Origin of the sequence: Flammeovirga sp. EKP202 (assembly GCF_014534745.1) — a bacterium.
Taxonomy (GTDB): Bacteria; Bacteroidota; Bacteroidia; order Cytophagales; family Flammeovirgaceae; genus Flammeovirga.
The window spans coordinates 17,084-37,143 of the sequence record NZ_JACVVP010000049.1 but is presented as its reverse complement, the minus strand read 5'-3'; the positions used below and the strand labels follow the sequence as shown (position 1 = coordinate 37,143).

Sequence of the window (20,060 nt, the reverse complement as noted above, 5' to 3'; positions counted from 1 at the left end):
CATGAAGCAAATATTTTTATTACTCTTATTTTCCTGTTTTTTAATTGGGTGTGATTCTCACAAAGAAACTTTTGATGCCGCAGGAACAGGAGAATTAACAATCAAATTTAACCTAATTCACGATGATTCTTCTTTGACTTACAATAAAGAATATATTAATGCATTAAGTCAAAGTTATACCATTAGTGATTTTCGTTTTTACTTGTCCAATGTTGTGTTAAGAGACACCTCAGCCACCAATTATTATAAAATTCCTGAAAGCTATCATTTGATTGAAATGATTGATCAAGCAGATACAAGTATTGTCCTTACAGGACTTCCCAATCGTGCTTTTTCTGAGTTGGAATTTTCTGTAGGTGTAGATAACTCAGCAAACTACAATACTGATCAAATTGGAGATTTAGACCCTGCCAATGGAATGGCTTGGAATTGGGATACTGGCTATAAGTTTATGTTAGTGGAAGGTCTTCGATTAATTGATGATACCAACTCGAAAGGACTTGTATACCATATTGGGGGTGATGCAAATTATAGAACTGTCAAATTTAGCGGGAAGGAAATCTTTCTAAATCAAAACAGCAAACAAGAAATCGTTTTAGATGTACATGTGGATTTCATCTTCGGTGACAAAAAAGAAGCTTTAGTTCCTGAAGATCAAAGAAAGACAAATTTCATCGATTTCAATAATGATACTGATCAGGACACCATGTTTGGACCTAATACTCAACTAATCGCTGACAATTACGCTCAGATGTTCGAATGGAAAGATATTTTCTCAAAATAGTCCCACTCATCGGTATCACGATATTTATAGGAGCTTGTTTATTTTCATGTGAAGAAAATAGACAAGCTTCTGTCATTTCATATCAAAATATACCCGCTCCTGAGCATAATGAAATGGATCCTTTAAAAGTTGAATTAGGCCGAAAACTCTTTTTTGATCCACACTTATCAAAGGATTCAACTGTATCCTGTGCACATTGTCACCAACCTCAGTATGGGTTTGGTGAAAACGTTTCTCTATCTACTCAAGGTGTAAGTCATAAACCATTATTGAGAAACTCACCTGCATTAATCAATATCGCTTGGGCAAGTGGTTGGTTTTGGGACGGTGGAGCTAAAAATATTGAGTCACTCATCTTTGGGCCTTTGACCCATGAAGATGAAATGGGGACTGACTTAAAACTTCTAATATCAAACATTAATACCTCCACTTATTATAAAGAAGAATTTAAAAAGGCTTTTGGTGTTGATAAAGTTTATTCTGCACATCTGGCGAGGGCATTGGCTCAATATGTTAGGACACTGATTTCAAACCAAAGTAAATATGATTCTTATCTAAATGGAAAGTATCAATTCTCTGTAAAAGAAAGCTTAGGTTATAAGGTCTATCAAGAAAAATGTAGCAGCTGTCACAAAGAGCCTTTTTTCACCGACTTTGAATATCATAATAATGGGTTAGACACCACTTATTCTGATCAACATGAAGGAATAAATAAAGGAAGAGGTCGTATTACGAGAGTAGAAGAAGATATTTTGAAGTATAAAACACCGACACTTCGTAATCTTTTTGCAACTGTTCCTTATATGCATGACGGTCGTTTTAATTCAATTAACGAGGTATTGGATCATTACGAAAAGAAGATTCAAATTACCCCTACTCTTGATTCAGCATTAATTAATGGTATTCACTTTGAAATGAGTGAAAGAGAGAACTTAATTGCTTTTCTGGAGACACTGATGGATTCTTCTTTTTTGGAATTGAATTAAAATTCAAGGTATAAAAAAAAAGAGGCTGTCTCATAACTCAACAGTTATGGTTACAGCCTCTTTTTTATTCCCTTTTTTTAAAGCAATCAGAAATAATAGTTCTTTAGCCTTAAAAAGTAACTCTTTCATGCTACACAACCGTAATTTGAATAAATCAGTGCTTCAGACTCATAAAATAAGGCACTTTTAGCCTCTGCCAGCTTCTTTCTGACGTATTTCTGTATATTCATAGAGATGAATAGTAACCCTAATTCAATACTCACCTTATCAATTCCTTTCATCAGAAATCGCTTAAACTTTTTATTGCCTTTCATTTGTCCAAAAAACTGTTCAACCTCTGCACATCGTCTTTTTCTTAGCTCTTCACCCTCTTTACTTGTGAGGTTTTCTTTCGCTTTTTTACGGTACCTTATTACTTTTAAGTTGATTGAAAGTACCTTGTTTTTGTCTTTGTATTTGCTTTTAAAACATCTTGGTTGTAATGGGCAGTTTTTACAGTTCCTTGCTGCATATCTATGAATTTCTTGTTTGAAACCTGTCGTACTTTTTTGTTCTTTTATCCCAATAAACTCCATTTTCTGTCCCATTGGACAAACAGCAAAATTGAGTTCTTCATTAATATAAAATGAGTTAGGAGTAAACTTAAACGCTTCCTTTTTCCGTGTACGCAGTTCGCTATGAAGCCCTGCATACTTTACCAAATTCTCAATATCATTCTTTTCTAAATAGTTGTAATTCTCTTCAGACCCATACCCGGAGTCTGCTACGGCTATTTCTGTATGTTTACCCAACTCTTCTTTAATTTCATCATGATGCTCTTTAAAAGTAGTAGAATCTCCTGCTGTTTGATGAATGGAATAATTTATCGCATATTCGTTTTCAGTTGAAACTTGAGTATTATAAGAAGGTTTTAACTGCCCATTCTTCATAGGATCATCTTTCATTTTCATGAAAGTCGCATCATGATCTGTTTTAGAGTAGCTATTTCTTCCATCAAGAATCTCTTCTTGCTTTTTGTATTGATCTATTTTCGGTGCTTGTGTTGTTTTTGCATAAGTGATTTTTCTTTGGATCTCTTTAGATACTTCTTTGTCTTTTAACTCTTCTTCTATGTCAGTTAACAAGTCTAGCATATGATCACCTGAGATCGGTACCAAGGAGTCTGGTCTTTTGTTTTTAAACTCATCTGTGGACAATTCTTCGGCATAATCCCAGATTTTTTCTAGTGCTTTTGAAATGTTGATTTGGGCGTTTTTGACTTTTTTAGCCCATACAAATGTGTATTTGTTAGCAACACTTTCAATTTTTGTCCCATCGGTGTAGGCAACAGTAAGATCAAGCTGATCTTGATCGATAAGAAATTTAACAATTTTGAAAAATACCTTTTTGATATGTGGCTTCAATTTCCCACTGCGAAAACGGCTTAATGTATTGTGATCAGGTGTTTGCATACCAGAAAGCCACATTCCATGGATATTTTCCTTTAAAAAGGTCTCTAATTTTCTTGTTGAATAAATATTGTTTAGGTAAGCATAGATCCATACTTTTAACATCATTTTCGGATGATAAGCACTAGCTCCATTGGAGGAGTAATCGGTGATTAAAAGGGAAAGATCTAAATTATCTATAATATCACTCACAAAACGCACGGGATGATATTGATCTATCATTGATGAAAGATTGGTAGGAAATAAGAGCGTTTGGTGTTGATCGTAAGACTTAAATGTTTTCTCAGAGTTTGCCATACTTCTAAGATACAAAAAAAGACTGACTCATTTTTTCAATTATGAGACAGCCTCTTTTTTTCTATTTTGACAACTTCTTAAAGTTCTTCTTCTTCTTCGTGAGCGTGAACATGAACTGTTAAAGCTTGTTGAGTTTCGTTACCATCTTGATCCCATAAGAACAACACAAAGTGGTACTCACCTTCTTTTACTGGCTTGCCATCGATTTCAGAAGGAACATCAATGTGTTGGTGGAAATCGTGATTGCTAGGGAAAATTCCTTCAGGTGTTAAACCACCTTCTACACCAAAGTTCCACTCAATTTTTTCTGTCCATTGTACTGAATCTTCTACACTTTGAACACGGTCGTGTGTATGACCTTCACCCCAGTGAATATCTAATAAAACTGTTTTTAGGTTTTGTCCTGCTAACTCAGCATCAATATGAGCTTCGCCACCCATCTCTAACTCTGTCTCTTCACCTTCGTCTAATGATCTTTCATGAGAACCGTGATCGTGCTCACCTTCAACTGTATAGTTGCTGATTGTTGGTAGTGGGCCTTGCTCATCAGTGTCGTTGTCACAAGAAAATAAGCCGATTAATAATAGTGAAATTAGTACAAAATTCTTTTTCATGATTATTTTTAGTTGTGTTTGTGCAATACTGTCGCAAGTAGCAAATCTTTTAAATTAAAAGCAATAATATCTAGCGATGTTCAGATATTATGACAGCTTTTTATATTTATTCTTCATAATTTTGCTTTGATTCACATATATGCGACAATCGTATATAGTCATTAACAAAGCCACATTATCACCTCATCCTTTCATAATGGATCAAATCAGCTCATTTTTTAGAAGTAACCAATTTTCAAATGGATTAAGACTCACGTGGTCTATCTTGTTTCCTTTACTATTGGGGCTTCTCACCAATACCAGTTCAATAGCTACAGCCGTAAGTATAGGAGCACTAACTGTAGGCTTATCCGATTCACCTGGAAATTGGAATGAAAAAGCAAAAGGGTTAATTGGAGGTGCTTTTCTGAATACAATTTGTGCACTAGGCATGGCTTTTACCATCACATGGCCTTCAGTGGGATTAGTGTACCTTGGTACAGTTTCTTTCCTAGCAGCACTGCTCTCAATATTTGGAAACCGATCTACCATGATCGGAAATAGTGTTCTTATTTCTGTAAGTTTGGGGCTGGGCTTTGGTTTGGATAATCGTGAATTAATTCCAACGTTTATTGCCATGCTGGGAGGCGGACTTTGGTATAGTTTTAATTCACTTTTGCTATGGCAAGTAAGACCATATGCTACAATAGAGAAACTTCTTGGTGAAAATTATGAATTGATGGCTGAATACATGAGAACAAAAGCCCGACTTTTCACTAATCCCAATTCTAAAGAAAATGAAAGAAAACTATTTGCAATACAAACACAAATAGAGCATAAACAAGAAGAAATCAGAAACCTTCTCCTGACACAGCGTTCTGCATTACAAGGTGCAACTCCTCACGGTCGTTCCCTGATATTAATAATGCGATTTTCCATTGATATTTTTGAAAAAACAAGTGCAACGCACATCAAATACTCTTCTCTACATGAGGAATTTAAAAATACACTACTCCCCTACAATTTAGAAAAGCTTTTCTATCAACTGGGTGGAAATATGTCTATTCTTGCTCGATCTATTCAAAAAAGAGAAGCGGTTGAACAACTACTTTCTTTAGATCAATCTTTTGATGAAGTCAATCAATTATTTGAAAGCTTAAGAGACCAAGACAACCGTAAAACACCTATTTCTTGGTTTGCAGAGGTAAAAAATATTCTTAGAAATTTCAAAAGGATAGACCGACTTACCTTTGAAGTAGCAGAATTTACAGATTGGAAAAAGATGAGTGACCGTTCTCATACAGATGGTCTAAGACTCCCTAACTTTCTAACTAAGCCGGAACAAGGTAACTTATCAGATAACTTAACACTCTCTTCAGGTCACTTCAGACACGCCATAAAAATTGCTATGGCAATGATGTTGGGCTACACATCTGCCTTCTTCTTTGACTTAGATAGAGGGTATTGGATTTGGCTTTCAATAGCAGTGATTATGAAACCTTCGTTTGCTATCACTAAACAACGAATGATTGCAAGAATTGTAGGAACTTCACTCGGAATCGTCATTGCCTCTATTATTATGTGGGTGACAGATAATCCTTTTTTGTATCTCATTGTCCTCATTCCTTTAGGTATTGGTACATTCGGGACACTAGCGAAAGATTACAGATTGGGGATGACGCTTCTCACTCCTTTTATTTTATTGTTGATTGCGATTAATACCCCTACAAATTTTGAAATTGCTATTGCTAGAATTATTGATACAGCACTCGGTGGAATTATTGCCTATGTCATCAGTTTCGCCATTTTGCCGGAATTCGAAAAGAATAAAATCAAATTAAGAATTGTTGAATCTATTAGAGCTAATAGCGATTATTTTAGAGAGGTAGCAATTGGTTTTACAGGAATTAAATCACTGAACCACAACAACTATAAGCTTGCAAGAAAGCGAGCTCAACTTTCAAATGCTAACCTTGCAATGAGCTTTCAAACTATGCTCAATGACCCGAAATCCAACCAAGTACCCTCCACTGACCTCTATGAATTTATTGCTACTATACGCATGATTTTTTCCCATACCGCCACACTTTCTGCAAATGTGGAACGTCTTTCGAAAAAATATCAATATTCTGAGTTGGAACTTTTTATTGATAGTATTTGTAACACATTAGAACACCTTGCATTATACATTCAAGGCAAAAGTAACATCCTTGAGGATGAGGACATTAACAGATTTCTAACTACAATAGATAATGAGACTGAAAATTTGGAAAAAATCCGAGAAAAAGAACTACAATTAGGTATTAAAGAGTCAGAAAACATCAATAAACTATCTGATATTGTGATTATTAACAATCAATTTAGAAGAATAGGAGAAAATGTCAACTGCCTAAAACAATACACTTACAATCTCCAACGTATATAAATCAAACGTTGACTGCTCTGTATTAAACAAATATTTCAATTTCCAAAGTTTTATAATAAATGTAAATGTTGTATTTTTAGTAATGATAGAATTTACTCAAAAATATCCTAGAAAGAATTTAAGTATTAATTTCATTTCATAATGTATTACTTGTAACTTTTTTCGTAACTCTTTACTTTATTAGATTAAACTTTTACTACCTAAAGCTATTTATGCAGAATTTGCTTAAATATATTACTTTACTACTGCTAATTATCCCTTTTAAACTGTTTGCTCAAGACTCCAAGCAATTAGAGAAACAAGCACGTAAGGCTTATACCCAACATAATTATGCAGAGGCTCTACAATACATTGAGCCACTTGTTAACCTGTACCCTAATAATGAATCCTACATCTATAGTTTGGCTGTTTGTTATATCAAAACCAACCTTCCTAAAGAGGGTATTGAACTATTGGAATCTATCAAAAAATCTTCAGCAGCTCAGAGTGCAGACTTTCATTATTACATTGCTGAAGGATATTTAGCACTTGGGAAGATTCACCTTGCTGAAGATGCGATCTATCAAGCTACTTTATTTTCAAAAGGAGTAGAAGATGTAGATATTCTAAAACAACAGATTGAAAATGCCAAAGTGATTCTTTCAGATAAGAATAAAGTAATCGTTAGGCATTTAGGAGATAAGGTCAATTCAAAATTCAATGAACATAGCATAACACTTACCAAAGACCATCAATCCTTCCTATTTACAAGAGTAACAAAACTTGGAGATGAGAAAAGCTCTAAGGGCAGTCGTTTTGAGCAAATTTACCATGCGTACATGGATGCCAATGACGAATGGGCAAATCCTGCCAGAGTTGAGGAACTTTCTGCTGACGGTCATGCAGCCACAATCCAACTTTTTGACAATGACACTAAAGCCCTGCTTTACAGAGATGGAAACATCTATCAAAGAGAAAAAACCGGGGATAGCTGGGGAGGTGAGTACCTTGTAAAAGGCATCAATTCACCTGCTCAAGAAACACATGCATTCATCACTGAAGATCTACAACATTTATATTTCGCCTCTAGAGGGTTCAATGATACAGATGACCTTGACCTTTTTCATTCTACTTGGAATAAAAGAAAAAGACAATGGAATGAACCTGAAGAGCTTACTGAACTGAACACCCCACAAGATGAAGATTCCCCCTTTATCAATGCAGAAGGTGAGTTATTTTTCTCTTCAAAAGGACATCATTCCATGGGAGGTTACGATATTTTTAGATCGGTTTATGATGATCAGACCGACCAATGGACAGCTCCTCAAAACCTTGGTGTACCTATTAATTCCACTTCTGATGATACGTATTTCAGTATGTATGGGAAAATTGGGTACTTCTCCTCCGCTAGAGCAGAATCAATAGGTCAATTAGATATTTTCCAAGTATTTTTCTTTGACAAAGTTCGTATCAATGGTGTCGTTGAGAAAGAAGATGGAGAGCCTTTAGTCAATGCTTCTGTTCGTTTAGAATCCAAAGAACAGCTTTATGAAACGGTCACCAATGAAAAAGGAGCCTACTCTCTATTGGCTGATATTGACAATAATTTTTACATCAAAGTGGAGAAAAATTCCAACATTTTTCATGAAGGTACTTATTCTATCAAAATTGGAATTCGAAATGAAAAAGAAGAGGAACAACATTTTTATGTTATTAAGGAAAACAGTAATGAAGATGGTGTTGTTTTAGCAAGTGCTCCTCCCAATGTAATTCCTGTTAAAGTCCATAACACTTTTGACATCAACCCTATGCTTGGTTCGAATCAAGGCATAGAAATGACCATCAAGGAAACAAAAGCACCCACGATGAAAGGGAAAGTTTCCTACAGAGGATTACCAATAAGCAATGCTGAAATCACTGTCAATAACAAACCTTTTAAATCAGACAGCAATGGTGAATTTACTTATCATATTAATATAAATGATGGGCTTTTCAGTACGCCAAGAGTAGTCACGGTGGCTAAAGAGGACATGGAACTCAAGTCATGGTTCATTGAAAATGATAAAATCATCATTTTACTTAGAGATAAATTACAAGATGTACTAGAAGGAAGAGTAATCAATGAAGATAATAATCCTATTACCAATAAAGCATTGCATATTTTTGTAAATAATCGATTATTCTCTACTTCTACTGATCAAAACGGTGAATTCTCAATTACCTTTCCTATTGGTATTCGTTTAAAGACCAACTTTGAGGTTATGGTTCCGGGTAGAAGCTTGCGCTCGTTTGCACAAGAAAGAAGAGAATACTCTCAGTATATCAAAATGAAGGTTTCAAACGAACAATCTATTTCTAACATCGGTTTTAGAGTAATTGATCAAGATGGAAATTTTGTAAGTGATGCCCTAATTCTTGCTGATGGCAAATTTGCTTCAACCAACAGCAGAGGTTATACCGACCTAAAAGTAGAAATGACTCCTTCTGAGTTTGAAGGATCGATCAGCTTAGTACATATCCACGCCCATGAAATCATCAATCGATTTTATGATAATATCCAAAAGACTTTAACAATCACTGTCAATATTGAAGAAGAAGAGGAAGTGATTGAAAATATTGAGGTTGCTGTTTTAGGTGAGGGAGCGACAGAAAAAACCATTGAGCAGAGAAGAGAAGAACTTTCTTTAAGAAATGATTTTTTAAGTGTTTATGAAAAAGCAGAGAATAAAGAGTTAATTGCTCAATATGAAATTGACTCTCTGAATGCGGAATTAAGTAGACTCGAAAGTAAATTAACCGCCAAGACAGATACCATTTTCTCTTCACAAGACAGTTCTCTTCTTGCAATGATTGGTGTTTTAAGAAACAAGCTTCAAGAAAAGGAAGATCGAATGATGAAGTTCAAAGAAGAAAATCAAATCTCTGAAGCTGAACATCAAAAAGAGATTTTAACTTACTTCTTGGCAATGTGTGGCCTCCTTTTACTTGTCATCGGTTTGATTGTTATTATCCGAAGAGCTTATCTTCAAAAAAGAAAAGTGGAACTAGTGAAAGAGGAACTTGATGACGCCATGACACAAGTAAACGATCAAAATATAAAAATTACGAATAGTCTTAGGGCCGCTCAAACCATTCAATATGCAATCCTACCTCCTATTGGTTTACTGGAAAGTAAATTCAAGAAGTTGTTTTCTATTTATCGACCAAAGGACATTGTTAGTGGAGATTTTTATTGGTATGGTGAAACCAAGAAAATGGACGGCTCACTTGTAAAATTCTTTGCCGTTGTGGACTGTACGGGCCATGGTGTACCAGGTGCTTTAATGTCTATGATCGGAAAAACTATCCTACAAGAAGTTGTGGATAAAAAGTTAACTCAAGACACCTCTATCATTCTTGAAATGTTAAACCAAAGGGTGATCACTTATTTACGTCAACAAGAAAATACCATTAATGATGGCATGGACATCGCTCTTTGTAAATTCGAGACCATCAATGGCGTTCCTAAAATGTTTTTCTCAGGAGCCAAAAGTGATATTTATATCGTAAGGAAAAAATATGGTTTATTAGAAAGACACAGAGGAAGTAAAAAAGCGATTGGAGGTAAACAAAAAGTAGGTAGAGAATTTGAAACACAGCAGATTGAGTTTGAAGAAGGAGATTATTTACTGATGTTGACCGATGGAATATTAGATCAAAACAACGAAAATAATGATAAGTTTGGTCGAAGATATTTTGAGACCTATATCAGAAAGCATATTGATCAACCTTTAGAAGATTTAGGTGATTTAATTGAAGCGGCCTTAGATGTACATCAAAATAACATTCCACAAAGAGATGATATTACAGTACTTGGCATAGAGCTTTAAAGCATTTTACAAACCTCTATTTTGATGAAAATTCAGCTTTTCAGAATAGGAGTTTGTCCATTTTTTAATATTTTTTTGTTTAAAATTATTGTTTAAACGCTCCTCTTACTAATTTACGACTTCAATTAATCTGAGATACTAATTTATGGAGAAAAATAAGGCTGACATTCTCTTAGAAGTAAAAGACCTATCAATTTCTTTTAATAATGAAGAAAGAGGTAGTTCCACTGCCGTACACAGTATAAACTTTGCTCTTAAATCTGGAGAGACTTTGGGCATCGTTGGTGAATCAGGCTCAGGTAAATCAGTCACTGCCCTATCCTTACTCCAATTATTATCTGATAATGCCTCCATCAACTCAGGAGAAATTCTATTTAATAGTAAAACAAAGGGTACGCTTAATCTTTTAGCTTTAAATAAAAAAGAAATAAGGGATATTCGTGGTAGTGAAATCGGAATGATTTTTCAAGACCCCATGAGTTCACTAAACCCTGTTCTTACTTGTGGTTATCAATTAATTGAGACCATTAAAATACATGAGAAAAAGATCAGCCACGCTGCTGCAAGAAAAAAAGCACTTCAAGCTTTTGATTTAGCACAGCTCAAAAACCCAAAAAAAGTATTTCACAGTTATCCCCATCAGCTTTCTGGAGGACAGAAGCAAAGAGTATTGATCAGTATTGCATTGGCTTGTAATCCTAGTCTTTTAATTGCTGATGAACCAACAACGGCATTGGATGTCACTTCACAAAAAGGTATTCTTGATCTATTTTATCAATTTAAAGAAACAAGAAATACGGCCTGCATGTTTATATCCCATGACTTATCTACTGTTGCACAAATGGCTGATAAGATCATAGTAATGCGTAAGGGTATTATTGTTGAATACGGTACTGTGTTTGATGTTTTTAATAATCCTCAGCACCCCTATACAAAAGGACTCTTAGCTTGTAGACCTAGAATTGATATCACTTTAAAAAGGCTACCTACCCTGGATGACTTCTTAGAAGACGTTTCAAAAACTGGGAAATCAAAAGCGAAGTTTATGTCTGTAGGGCAAGCACTGATTCTTAATGCCCAAGATGAGAGCAAGGTATATGAAAAGCAAAAGAAGATCCTTGATAAACCTCCAATCTTAGAAGTAAAAAATCTTACAGCATCTTTCCCTATCAAGAAAAATATATGGGGCAAAGAAATTAAATCGTTTACAGCTGTGGATGATATAAGCTTCCAAGTAAATGAAGGGGAAACACTAGGGCTTGTTGGTCGCTCAGGTTGTGGCAAAACTACGTTGGGACGATGCATACTCAGGCTGATAGAACCTAAAGATGGGCATGTTTATTTTGAAGGAAAAGATCTAGCGACTATTCCTAAAAGAGAAATGAACAACCTGAGAAGAGATATTCAAATTATTTTTCAAAATCCATATACTTCTCTCAATCCCCGAACGACTGTAGGACAATCTATTATTGAACCTATGAAAGTTCATAATATTCTTTCAGATGATAAAGCGAGAAAGAAGGAAGCCATCCGTTTACTTGAAACAGTAGGGTTAAGCAGCTCCTATCTAAACCGTTATCCTCATGAGTTTTCTGGTGGACAAAGACAGAGAATTTGTATTGCCAGAGCGTTAGCAACAAAACCAAAGTTTATTATCTGTGACGAATCAGTATCTGCCTTGGATGTTTCTGTTCAAGCAATGGTACTCAACCTATTATGTGATCTAAAAGAGAAATTTAATCTTACATACATATTCATTTCCCATGACTTGGCAGTAGTAAAATTTATTGCTGATCGAATTTTAGTCATGGAAAAAGGAAAACTTCAAGAGTGGGATTTAGCCAACGAGGTTTACAATAACCCGAAAGCCGAGGCGACTAAAAATCTCATCAATGCCATACCAACGGCAGATTTCAATAAGATTAAACAAAATATTTTAAGAAATAGAATCGAAAGAGAAAAAGGGGCTTCAAAATAAAGTCCCTTTATTTTTCACTTACAGAAAGCTCTTATCGTTTCGTTGTATTCTTCTGGTAATTCATAATAAGGAGAATGTGCCGTCCCTTGAAAAACTTTAAGTTCTGAATTAGTGATTAAAGAATGGAGCTTTTTAATCCACTCAGGAGGAAAAGTAATATCTTCCGAACCCGTACAAAATAACATGGGTATTTTTTGATTCAATGCATTGACCTCTTCTACAGCATAAAAAGTTTCTCTGATTAACTTTCTCATATCAGAAGGTGCAGGCGGACACATTGATCCTATTTGAAGGTATAAATAGGCGATCTCTGGTTTCTTCTCATAAAACTGATCTGCTAACCCAAAATGTTTTCCTAAAGGTAGACTTGAAAGAGGTGGTCTTGGTGCAGGAATAGCATAAAAATGCTTGATATCTTCTTGATAAATCCCTGCCAATGAATTGCTAAAAACAATCGACAATACCCTATCAGGGTAATTCATTGCAAAGTCAAGCATACACCAACCTCCCATTGACTGCCCTACCAAATGAGCTTTCTCGACGCCTAAATGATCAAGAACAGCTTTCATATCTTCAGCGGCTGTATGTGGTGAGTGTTTCAAGTGAATATTAGTAGAATTACCAAAACCACGTTGATCAAACGTAATGACTCTATAATCCTTTGCTAAAGCCGGTACTTGTTGAAAAAAGATAGCATGACTTCCACCTAAACCATGTCCAAAGACAATAGCCGTTCCCTCTCCAATACTTTCATAGTAAATTTTCTCTCCCTCTCTTTCAATATAGCCTTGTCCCGTTTTTTTGGGTCGACGAGCATAAATAACCTCCATAAGAAATAATTAGAATAACTGATTGACAAATAGGTAATTTAGATCTTCAATTTCCTCAAGTTTAAGCAATAATAAAAACATACAATTGCACTATATCTAGATTTTATGTCAGAATAAATATAATCTAAAGAGCAAATTCACTACTAATCAATACACGTTATTAAATTAATATATAATGACTCATTATTCACTCTTTTCTTACTATGAACAACCGCATACTATTTTTGGCTTTAACAAGCTTTCTTTTATTTCTTCTCTCTTCCTGTCAGTACAAGCCCGATGCACCACCAAATTATGTAGTATCAGACGGCACCAACCTTGATACATTTGTGAAAGTCAACTTGGAAAACTCCAATTCAACGAGAACGACTACTTTTTTCACTTCCATTGATTTAAATGACGATACAACTCTACCACAAATCACTTCAATGACACTTGTTGTCCACGGGCTCAATTATGATTACCAAAATCAGTTTCAATCCATGTACAATAGCGTTTTTGATGTAGGTAAAATAGGTTCAACACTCATCGTAGCACCTTTTTATAGCAACAATGCTGCAGATAATAACATTTTCTGGTCTGGAGCTATTTGGAGAATAGGAGCCAACTCTGAAGATGGACAAAGTTCTTATTTACTTTTAGAGAAGTTTTTAAAGGATTACGTATTTATTGATAAATTCCCTAACCTCAAAAATATAGTATTGATAGGTCACTCTGCTGGCGGACAGTTTACTCAAAGGTACGCAGCACTCAACAACCTTGAACAACAATATGAAAACTACACTTTTAAGTATGTAGTCAGTGATCCCTCATCCTATTTATATATTAATAATAAACGATTTTCTGACAGTGATAATCAATTTGTAATCCCTACAGATTGTGAAGGATACAATGACTATGCATATGGTCTTACCGATATCACCTCTTTTACTGATTACAGAAATGATCTTGACTCTACAACAATAGTCACACAAAACACTGATCGTCTTGTCACATATGTCACCGGTACAGAAGATCTTGACAATTCAGACAATAGTTGTCAAGCCAATTGGCAAGGAGGCGGATCAGACATTACAAGTAGCAGTCAAAATTCAAGGCATAAACGAGCTCAATATATGCAGATGTTTTATGACTCATTATATGGTGATCAACACAAGCATCAGCTATTCACAATTCAAGGTATTGACCATAATGCAACAGGCATCTATCGTTCTATTGAATTTATGAATTGGCTAAGTGTCAACTTAAATTAATTCAAAACACCCAAATACGAATTAAATGACTATTCTAAGCGTGATCATTACATTGATAATGATCGGTATTGTAGCTTATCTTTTAACCAACAAATACAATCCACAAGCTGTACTTCTTTTTAGTGGTTTGACCATGATGGGAATTGCATTGATGATGGGCTATGATCTACCAGATATGAAAAAAAGTACGGGTTTAGGTGCTTTTGATTTATTTGCTATGATCACTGAAATTCTATCTGACAAAGGCTCAAAGGTAGGGTTAATGATTATGACCATAGGTGGTTTTGTAGCTTATATGCGGCATATTGGTGCTAGTGATGCTTTAGTATATGTATGTACAAAACCCATTACTTTTCTTAAAAAGACACCTTACTTTGCGGCTTCTTGTGTTATCCCAATAGGCCAGTTCTTGTTTATGTCTACCCCATCAGCTACAGGGCTTGGACTATTATTAATGGCATCTATTTTCCCTGTTCTCACCAAACTTGGAATCAGTAGAGTATCAGTAGTATCAGTAATCACTGCTTGTACAGTGTTTGATATGGGACCTGCCTCTGCCAATACAGCCCAAGCTTCCCATCAGGTGGAACTTGAAGCAGTGGACTACTTTCTTCATCATCAGTTACCACTTACTATTCCTCTAACCATTGTATTGATGACTGTCTACTTTTTTGTCAACAAATACTACGATAAAAAAGAAGGATACCTTGACAAGGAAAACGAACAAGATGCTGGTGAATTTACCGTAAATGCACCTTTGTATTATGCAGTATTACCTGTCATGCCATTAATGCTATTGATGATCTTTTCCCCAACTTTTGACCTTTTTGAACCTCCTATCACTTTAGATACTACAACCGCCATGTTAACCTGTACTATAGTGGGAATGGTGTTGGAATTGATTAGAAAAAGAGATCTGAAAGATATGATGAGCTCAATGAAAATATTCTGGGAAGGCATGGGAAAAGTATTCGCAAGTGTAGTAACACTAATTGTCTGTGCTCAAATGTTTTCAAAAGGTCTAATTTCATTAGGTTTTATAGAACATCTTGTCAACGCATCACAAGGTGCCGGTTTAGGTTTTGAAGGCATATCAATTTTGATGACCACAATGATCTTTTTTGCTTCTATGCTAATGGGAAGTGGTAATGCCTCCTTCTTCTCTTTTGGTCCTTTGGTACCACACATTGCCGCACAATTAGGTGGAAATAAAATAGGAATGATCTTATCAATGCAACTTGCTTCTAGTATGGGCAGAGCTACATCTCCTATTGCAGGAGTAATCATTGCCACTTCAGAACTTGCTGGAATTTCATCTTTCGACCTCGCTAAAAGAAACCTTATACCTCTTCTGTCAGGATTGGTTTCAATGTTCATTATTAAATCCGTCTTCTAAATGAGAAAGACATGTAAAATTATAGTAGGAACATTATTGTTCACCTTTTTTGCCATTAGCTTAAAAGCTCAACAATCCTCCTCCCCCCCATTTTATATTCAAGATTATGAATTAGGGAAAGGAATACGCTTTCATGGCCCCAATGGAGGGTACTTTATGAAAATACGAAGCTACGTTCAATCGACGATGGAGATGAGAACTACTGACAATTGGGATGAAGTAGAATCACGTTTCCGTATTCGTAGAGCTAGATTTGATATAGAAGGAAAATCAGCAAAAGAAAAATTCAGTTATCGTATACGCGTAGATTTTGCTATTCCAAACAACTCTGATGGAGAAGATCTTTATTCAGGTACCCTCTTGGATGCGTTTGTAACTTATAAACCTCATAAAAATTGGAAAGTCACTTTCGGTCAGCGTTCAACTATGACTGACAATAGAGAAATGAGAATTCCTTCCGATGCCATGCAATTTGTAGAACGTTCTAGGGTCACTTCTGCATTTGCTGCAGTAAGAGATTTTGGGCTTTTTGTTGAAGGAAAACAACGAATCGGGAGCTGGTATGTAAAACCAGGAGTGGCGATTTCAGCTGGTGATGGACAAAACGCATTCAGAAATCGAGGTGGATTGAAATATGGTGGTAGAATTGACTTTCTTCCATTTGGTCTGTTTAGAGGCATGGGAGAATATTCTGAAGTCGACCACGCAAGACAGCTTACTCCAAAACTCGTTTTCGGAGCTGCTTATAGTTACAATGTAGGAATGAGTAGTAGAAGAGGGCGAAAAAGTGGAGACATCATCTACCTTGGAAGTGATGGAGTTACTGAAACTTTACCCGATTACGGTAAGCTTGTCAGTGATTTTATGTTTAAGTATCAAGGCTGGACAGTACTTGGGGAGTTTACGTGGGCATATTCCAGAGTGTATTCACCTGAAATATTTTATAGAGTAAGAAACAATGGCACTTCGGCTAATCTAAGATCTGATGACGGTTTAAACAATTCTACAATCGTAGATTACGTTTCTGCTAGAATGATGGTCGGAAGAGGATATAATATTCAAGGAGGGTATCTTTTCAAACAAGGTTATTCCATTGATGGCCGATTTACATACTTGGATCCGGACACTAATTCTTTTCTAAATAATGAACAATTCTACAATAGAGAAAAATATATTACCCTAGCCTTTTCACGCTACCTTATGAACGACGCTGCAAAGGTTCAAGTATCCATGACTTATGTGGATGCTCTTCCCGGCTCAAAAAGAAGTGATGGGGAAGTGATGGATGCCAACGCCGAACTATTCGGTAGGTTAATGTTTCAAGTTTCCTTTTAATCCAACAGTACATGAAAAAGACAATAGTATATATTATTATAAGCATCATGACTGTTTACCAGACTCTTGGACAGTCTAGAGCTATGGAAGAAAAGTTCTTCCCTGAACCCAATATTGAGATTCCAACTCCTGCTTTCCAAAAAGCAAAATGGAAAGGTTTTACGAAGTACAAGGAAATGGTCAAATATGTAAACGATTTGACGAAGGGTATTGATTACATCACAATTGATCACATTGGGGAAAGTCAAAAAGGTAAAAAGATCATACGAATCAGAATAAACAAACCTTCCGATCAAAAAAAGATTAAAGTTTGGATGCAGGGTGGATTGCATGGTAATGAGCCTGCGAGTACTGAAGGGGTTCTATACCTATTGCATACTTTAATTAATGATCAAAATTACATTCATCTATTAGACCGGCTTGATATTATAATACTTCCTATGGCAAACGCTGATGGCTACAATGTACAAAACCGTTTATCTGCTAATGGTATTGACCTAAATAGAGATTTCATGAAATTGTCCACTCCTGAAACGAATGCAATTCGAACGGCTTTTTCTACATTTTCTCCCCAAGTCGCTATCGATTTCCATGAATACAATCCCTATAGGGCTCACTTTTCTTATTTCGGAGAAAAAGGAATTACTACTTACTACGATGCTTTCTTTTTGTACTCCAATAATCTAAATGTCAATTCAGTGATACGCAGTACAACTAAAGATTTATTGGTAGCTAACGCTAAGAAGACACTTCGTAAAAATGGTAGGAATGTATCGGATTACTCTAGTACCAAAATGCAGAAAGGACATATTCATTTTAATCAAGGAGGATCAAGTGCCAGATCTACTTCTACGAATTTTGCACTGAACAATTGTCTATCTGTTCTCATGGAAATTAGGGGTGTAAATCTTGAAAGAATTTCATTTAAACGAAGAGTCCAAACCACTTATTTAGCGGGCATGTCTTACCTCAAAACGGCTTACGAAAATGGTGATAAAATTAGAGAAGCTATAAAGAAAGCGAATCAATTAACGGCAGATCTTGAGGAAAGTGTTGTGATTAAACAAGAAAAAGGGACCATTAAGACTGATTATACATGTATTGATTTAGCGACCGAAGAAAAGAAGACCATTCAAGTTGTGATGACTGATGGTTTACAGATGAAAGCTAAAAGTACTAGGGAAAGACCTTTTGCCTATATACTGCTTCCAAATGAAGAAAAAGCAATTCAAAAATTAGAGGTTTTAGGATGTAAAGTAGAGAAGTTAAGTACTCCTAAAACCCTTCAAGTAGAATCTTATGAGGTGGAAAGAAATACAGTTTCAATCGTAAAATGGGAAAATATATACCTAAGAAAATTGAAGACAAAGACTTCCAAAATTTCAAAAGAATTTCCCGAAGGCTCCTATGTTGTATACCTCACACAAGAACACGCCAATGTGTTACCTCCCGCTTTGGAACCCGAAAATGACAATTCATTTTTCACCTTTAGAGTCATCGATGGAAATTTCAAAGAAGGAAGTGAGCTCCCAGTTTATAGATATATGATAAAGCAAAAAATATAGAGAGACAACAATGAAAAAAATAAAACAAAAAATAGTTTTCCTAGCGTTGATAGGGTTGTTGCCAACCTTATTATTTGCTCAAGATATTGATGATGATCAAACGAATGATGTTGATCTACTCGAAAACACAAATAATTCTCATTTTGAATTAGGGAAGGGACTTAACTTGAATATGAATCAAGGTGATTATTCCTTTAAAATTAGTGGAATGGTTAGGCCATCATATGGTTATGAAAACTTCGATTTAGACACTGCTGCCAATAACTACTTCTTTATTGGAGCGGCAAGAGCAAATTTTGAAGGAATTGCAGTAAAGGAAAAGGTAAGTTTCTTTATTGAAGCAGATTTTGTCATTTCATTCACTTTACTTGAAGCTTTTGTAGCCTTTCATATTAACAAGAAAATGAAACTCTCTGTTGGGCAGAAACTTACTTTCACCAATGACAGAGCCTACTCACTCAACGAATCACAATTATCAATGGTCAATCGAAGTGCCCTCTCCAATAGCTTCACTAGTAATGGTAGAGAGTTCGGTATTTTCTATGAATCTTCATTTCAATTTGGTGATGTCATTATCAACCCACTTGTTGCGATTACTTCTGGTGACGGAATGAATTCTTTTGGTGACAATTCCATAGATGTTGATAAAGGAGGATTAAAATATGGTGGACGATTGGAGATACTCCCTTTGGGTGCATTTACTGGCAAAGAGGGCCATAAACATGTGGTTGATTTTCATAGAGAAGAAAAATTGAAACTCGCCATCAATGGCTCTTTTAGCTATAATGTAGGAGCTTCTGAACAAACCGGAGATGGTCATGGAGAGTTTGAACTTTTTGATGAAGATGGAAATGAAAAATTCCCTAATTATGGAAAGTTTTATATCGATTTATTATTAAAATATAAAGGTATCTCGTTCTCTGCTGACTTCGTCAATAGCTTTGCCTATTCAAACAAAGATATCTATTCATCACAACAGGCTGTGATACGTTTTACTGGTGAAGAAGTAAGTTCAAGGTATGTATTGGGAACAGCTTTTAATACACAAATTGACTACCTTTTTAGTAATCAATGGGGAGTCAATTTCAGGTATACGTCCTTGATGCCTGAATATGAAGATTATGATCAAAGTATACTGAAAAAAGAAAGCTGGTATACCCTTGGAGTTGGAAAGTATTTCAAGGAAGACGCATTAAAAATACAAGCAATGGGATCATATATAGATGGAAAAGACAGTACTCATCCTACTGATCAGTCTACTTTATCCAACGACAGATATGAAGTACAAGTGGTCGCTCAAATTATTTTCTAAAATTCAAACA

13 protein-coding genes are annotated in these 20,060 nt (G+C 35.4%); 10 read left to right on the top strand and 3 right to left on the bottom strand.

Features of this window, described 5'->3' with window-relative positions:
* Position 1: 1 nt before the first annotated feature.
* Together IC221_RS22965 and IC221_RS22960 are read left to right on the top strand one after the other, a co-directional pair.
* Positions 2 to 784 carry an MbnP family protein gene (locus IC221_RS22965; RefSeq protein WP_188171189.1) on the top strand — a complete coding sequence of 261 codons (783 nt, stop codon included), beginning with the start codon at positions 2 to 4 and terminating at the stop codon, positions 782 to 784.
* Positions 760 to 1,770 carry a cytochrome-c peroxidase gene (locus IC221_RS22960; RefSeq protein WP_188171188.1) on the top strand — a complete coding sequence of 337 codons (1,011 nt, stop codon included), beginning with the start codon at positions 760 to 762 and terminating at the stop codon, positions 1,768 to 1,770. The genes IC221_RS22965 and IC221_RS22960 overlap by 25 nt, the downstream gene beginning before the upstream one ends.
* 125 nt (positions 1,771 to 1,895) lie before the next feature.
* On the opposite strand, the gene IC221_RS22955 is transcribed toward IC221_RS22960, so the two are convergent.
* Together IC221_RS22955 and IC221_RS22950 are read right to left on the bottom strand one after the other, a co-directional pair.
* Positions 1,896 to 3,515 (bottom strand): IS1182 family transposase, encoded by a 1,620-nt coding sequence (locus IC221_RS22955; RefSeq protein ID WP_188171187.1) that lies wholly within the window; start codon positions 3,513 to 3,515, stop codon positions 1,896 to 1,898.
* A gap of 77 nt (positions 3,516 to 3,592) precedes the next feature.
* Positions 3,593 to 4,129 carry a DUF4625 domain-containing protein gene (locus tag IC221_RS22950; RefSeq protein ID WP_188171186.1) on the bottom strand — a complete coding sequence of 179 codons (537 nt, stop codon included), beginning with the start codon at positions 4,127 to 4,129 and terminating at the stop codon, positions 3,593 to 3,595.
* Between the two features lie 196 nt (positions 4,130 to 4,325).
* Here IC221_RS22950 and IC221_RS22945 point away from each other — a divergent pair, with 196 nt between their 5' ends.
* From IC221_RS22945 to IC221_RS22935, 3 genes are all read left to right on the top strand, one after another.
* Positions 4,326 to 6,533, top strand: a complete 2,208-nt coding sequence (locus IC221_RS22945; RefSeq protein ID WP_188171185.1) for an FUSC family membrane protein — start codon at positions 4,326 to 4,328, stop codon at positions 6,531 to 6,533.
* 212 nt (positions 6,534 to 6,745) lie between these two features.
* Positions 6,746 to 10,381 carry a SpoIIE family protein phosphatase gene (locus IC221_RS22940; RefSeq protein WP_188171184.1) on the top strand — a complete coding sequence of 1,212 codons (3,636 nt, stop codon included), beginning with the start codon at positions 6,746 to 6,748 and terminating at the stop codon, positions 10,379 to 10,381.
* A gap of 145 nt (positions 10,382 to 10,526) precedes the next feature.
* Entirely contained in the window at positions 10,527 to 12,359 is a 1,833-nt protein-coding gene (locus IC221_RS22935) for an ABC transporter ATP-binding protein (protein WP_188171183.1), read from the top strand.
* 14 nt (positions 12,360 to 12,373) lie between these two features.
* Here IC221_RS22935 and IC221_RS22930 read toward each other — a convergent pair whose 3' ends face one another.
* Positions 12,374 to 13,189, bottom strand: a complete 816-nt coding sequence (locus tag IC221_RS22930; protein WP_188171182.1) for an alpha/beta fold hydrolase — start codon at positions 13,187 to 13,189, stop codon at positions 12,374 to 12,376.
* Positions 13,190 to 13,392: 203 nt separating this feature from the next.
* Here IC221_RS22930 and IC221_RS22925 point away from each other — a divergent pair, with 203 nt between their 5' ends.
* From IC221_RS22925 to IC221_RS22905, 5 genes are read left to right on the top strand one after another with little or no spacing between them, the layout of a single operon-like run.
* Positions 13,393 to 14,442, top strand: coding sequence for a hypothetical protein (locus IC221_RS22925; RefSeq protein WP_188171181.1), 1,050 nt, complete (start codon positions 13,393 to 13,395; stop codon positions 14,440 to 14,442).
* 25 nt (positions 14,443 to 14,467) lie between these two features.
* Complete coding sequence (dcuC, locus tag IC221_RS22920) at positions 14,468 to 15,838, top strand: C4-dicarboxylate transporter DcuC (RefSeq protein ID WP_188171180.1); 1,371 nt, start codon at positions 14,468 to 14,470, stop codon at positions 15,836 to 15,838.
* Complete coding sequence (locus tag IC221_RS22915; protein ID WP_188171179.1) at positions 15,839 to 17,173, top strand: porin; 1,335 nt, start codon at positions 15,839 to 15,841, stop codon at positions 17,171 to 17,173.
* A gap of 11 nt (positions 17,174 to 17,184) precedes the next feature.
* Positions 17,185 to 18,738: a M14 family zinc carboxypeptidase gene (locus IC221_RS22910; RefSeq protein WP_188171178.1), complete on the top strand. Its 1,554-nt coding sequence runs from the start codon at positions 17,185 to 17,187 to the stop codon at positions 18,736 to 18,738.
* 10 nt (positions 18,739 to 18,748) lie between these two features.
* Positions 18,749 to 20,050, top strand: a complete 1,302-nt coding sequence (locus IC221_RS22905) for a hypothetical protein (RefSeq protein ID WP_188171177.1) — start codon at positions 18,749 to 18,751, stop codon at positions 20,048 to 20,050.
* Positions 20,051 to 20,060 lie beyond the last annotated feature (10 nt).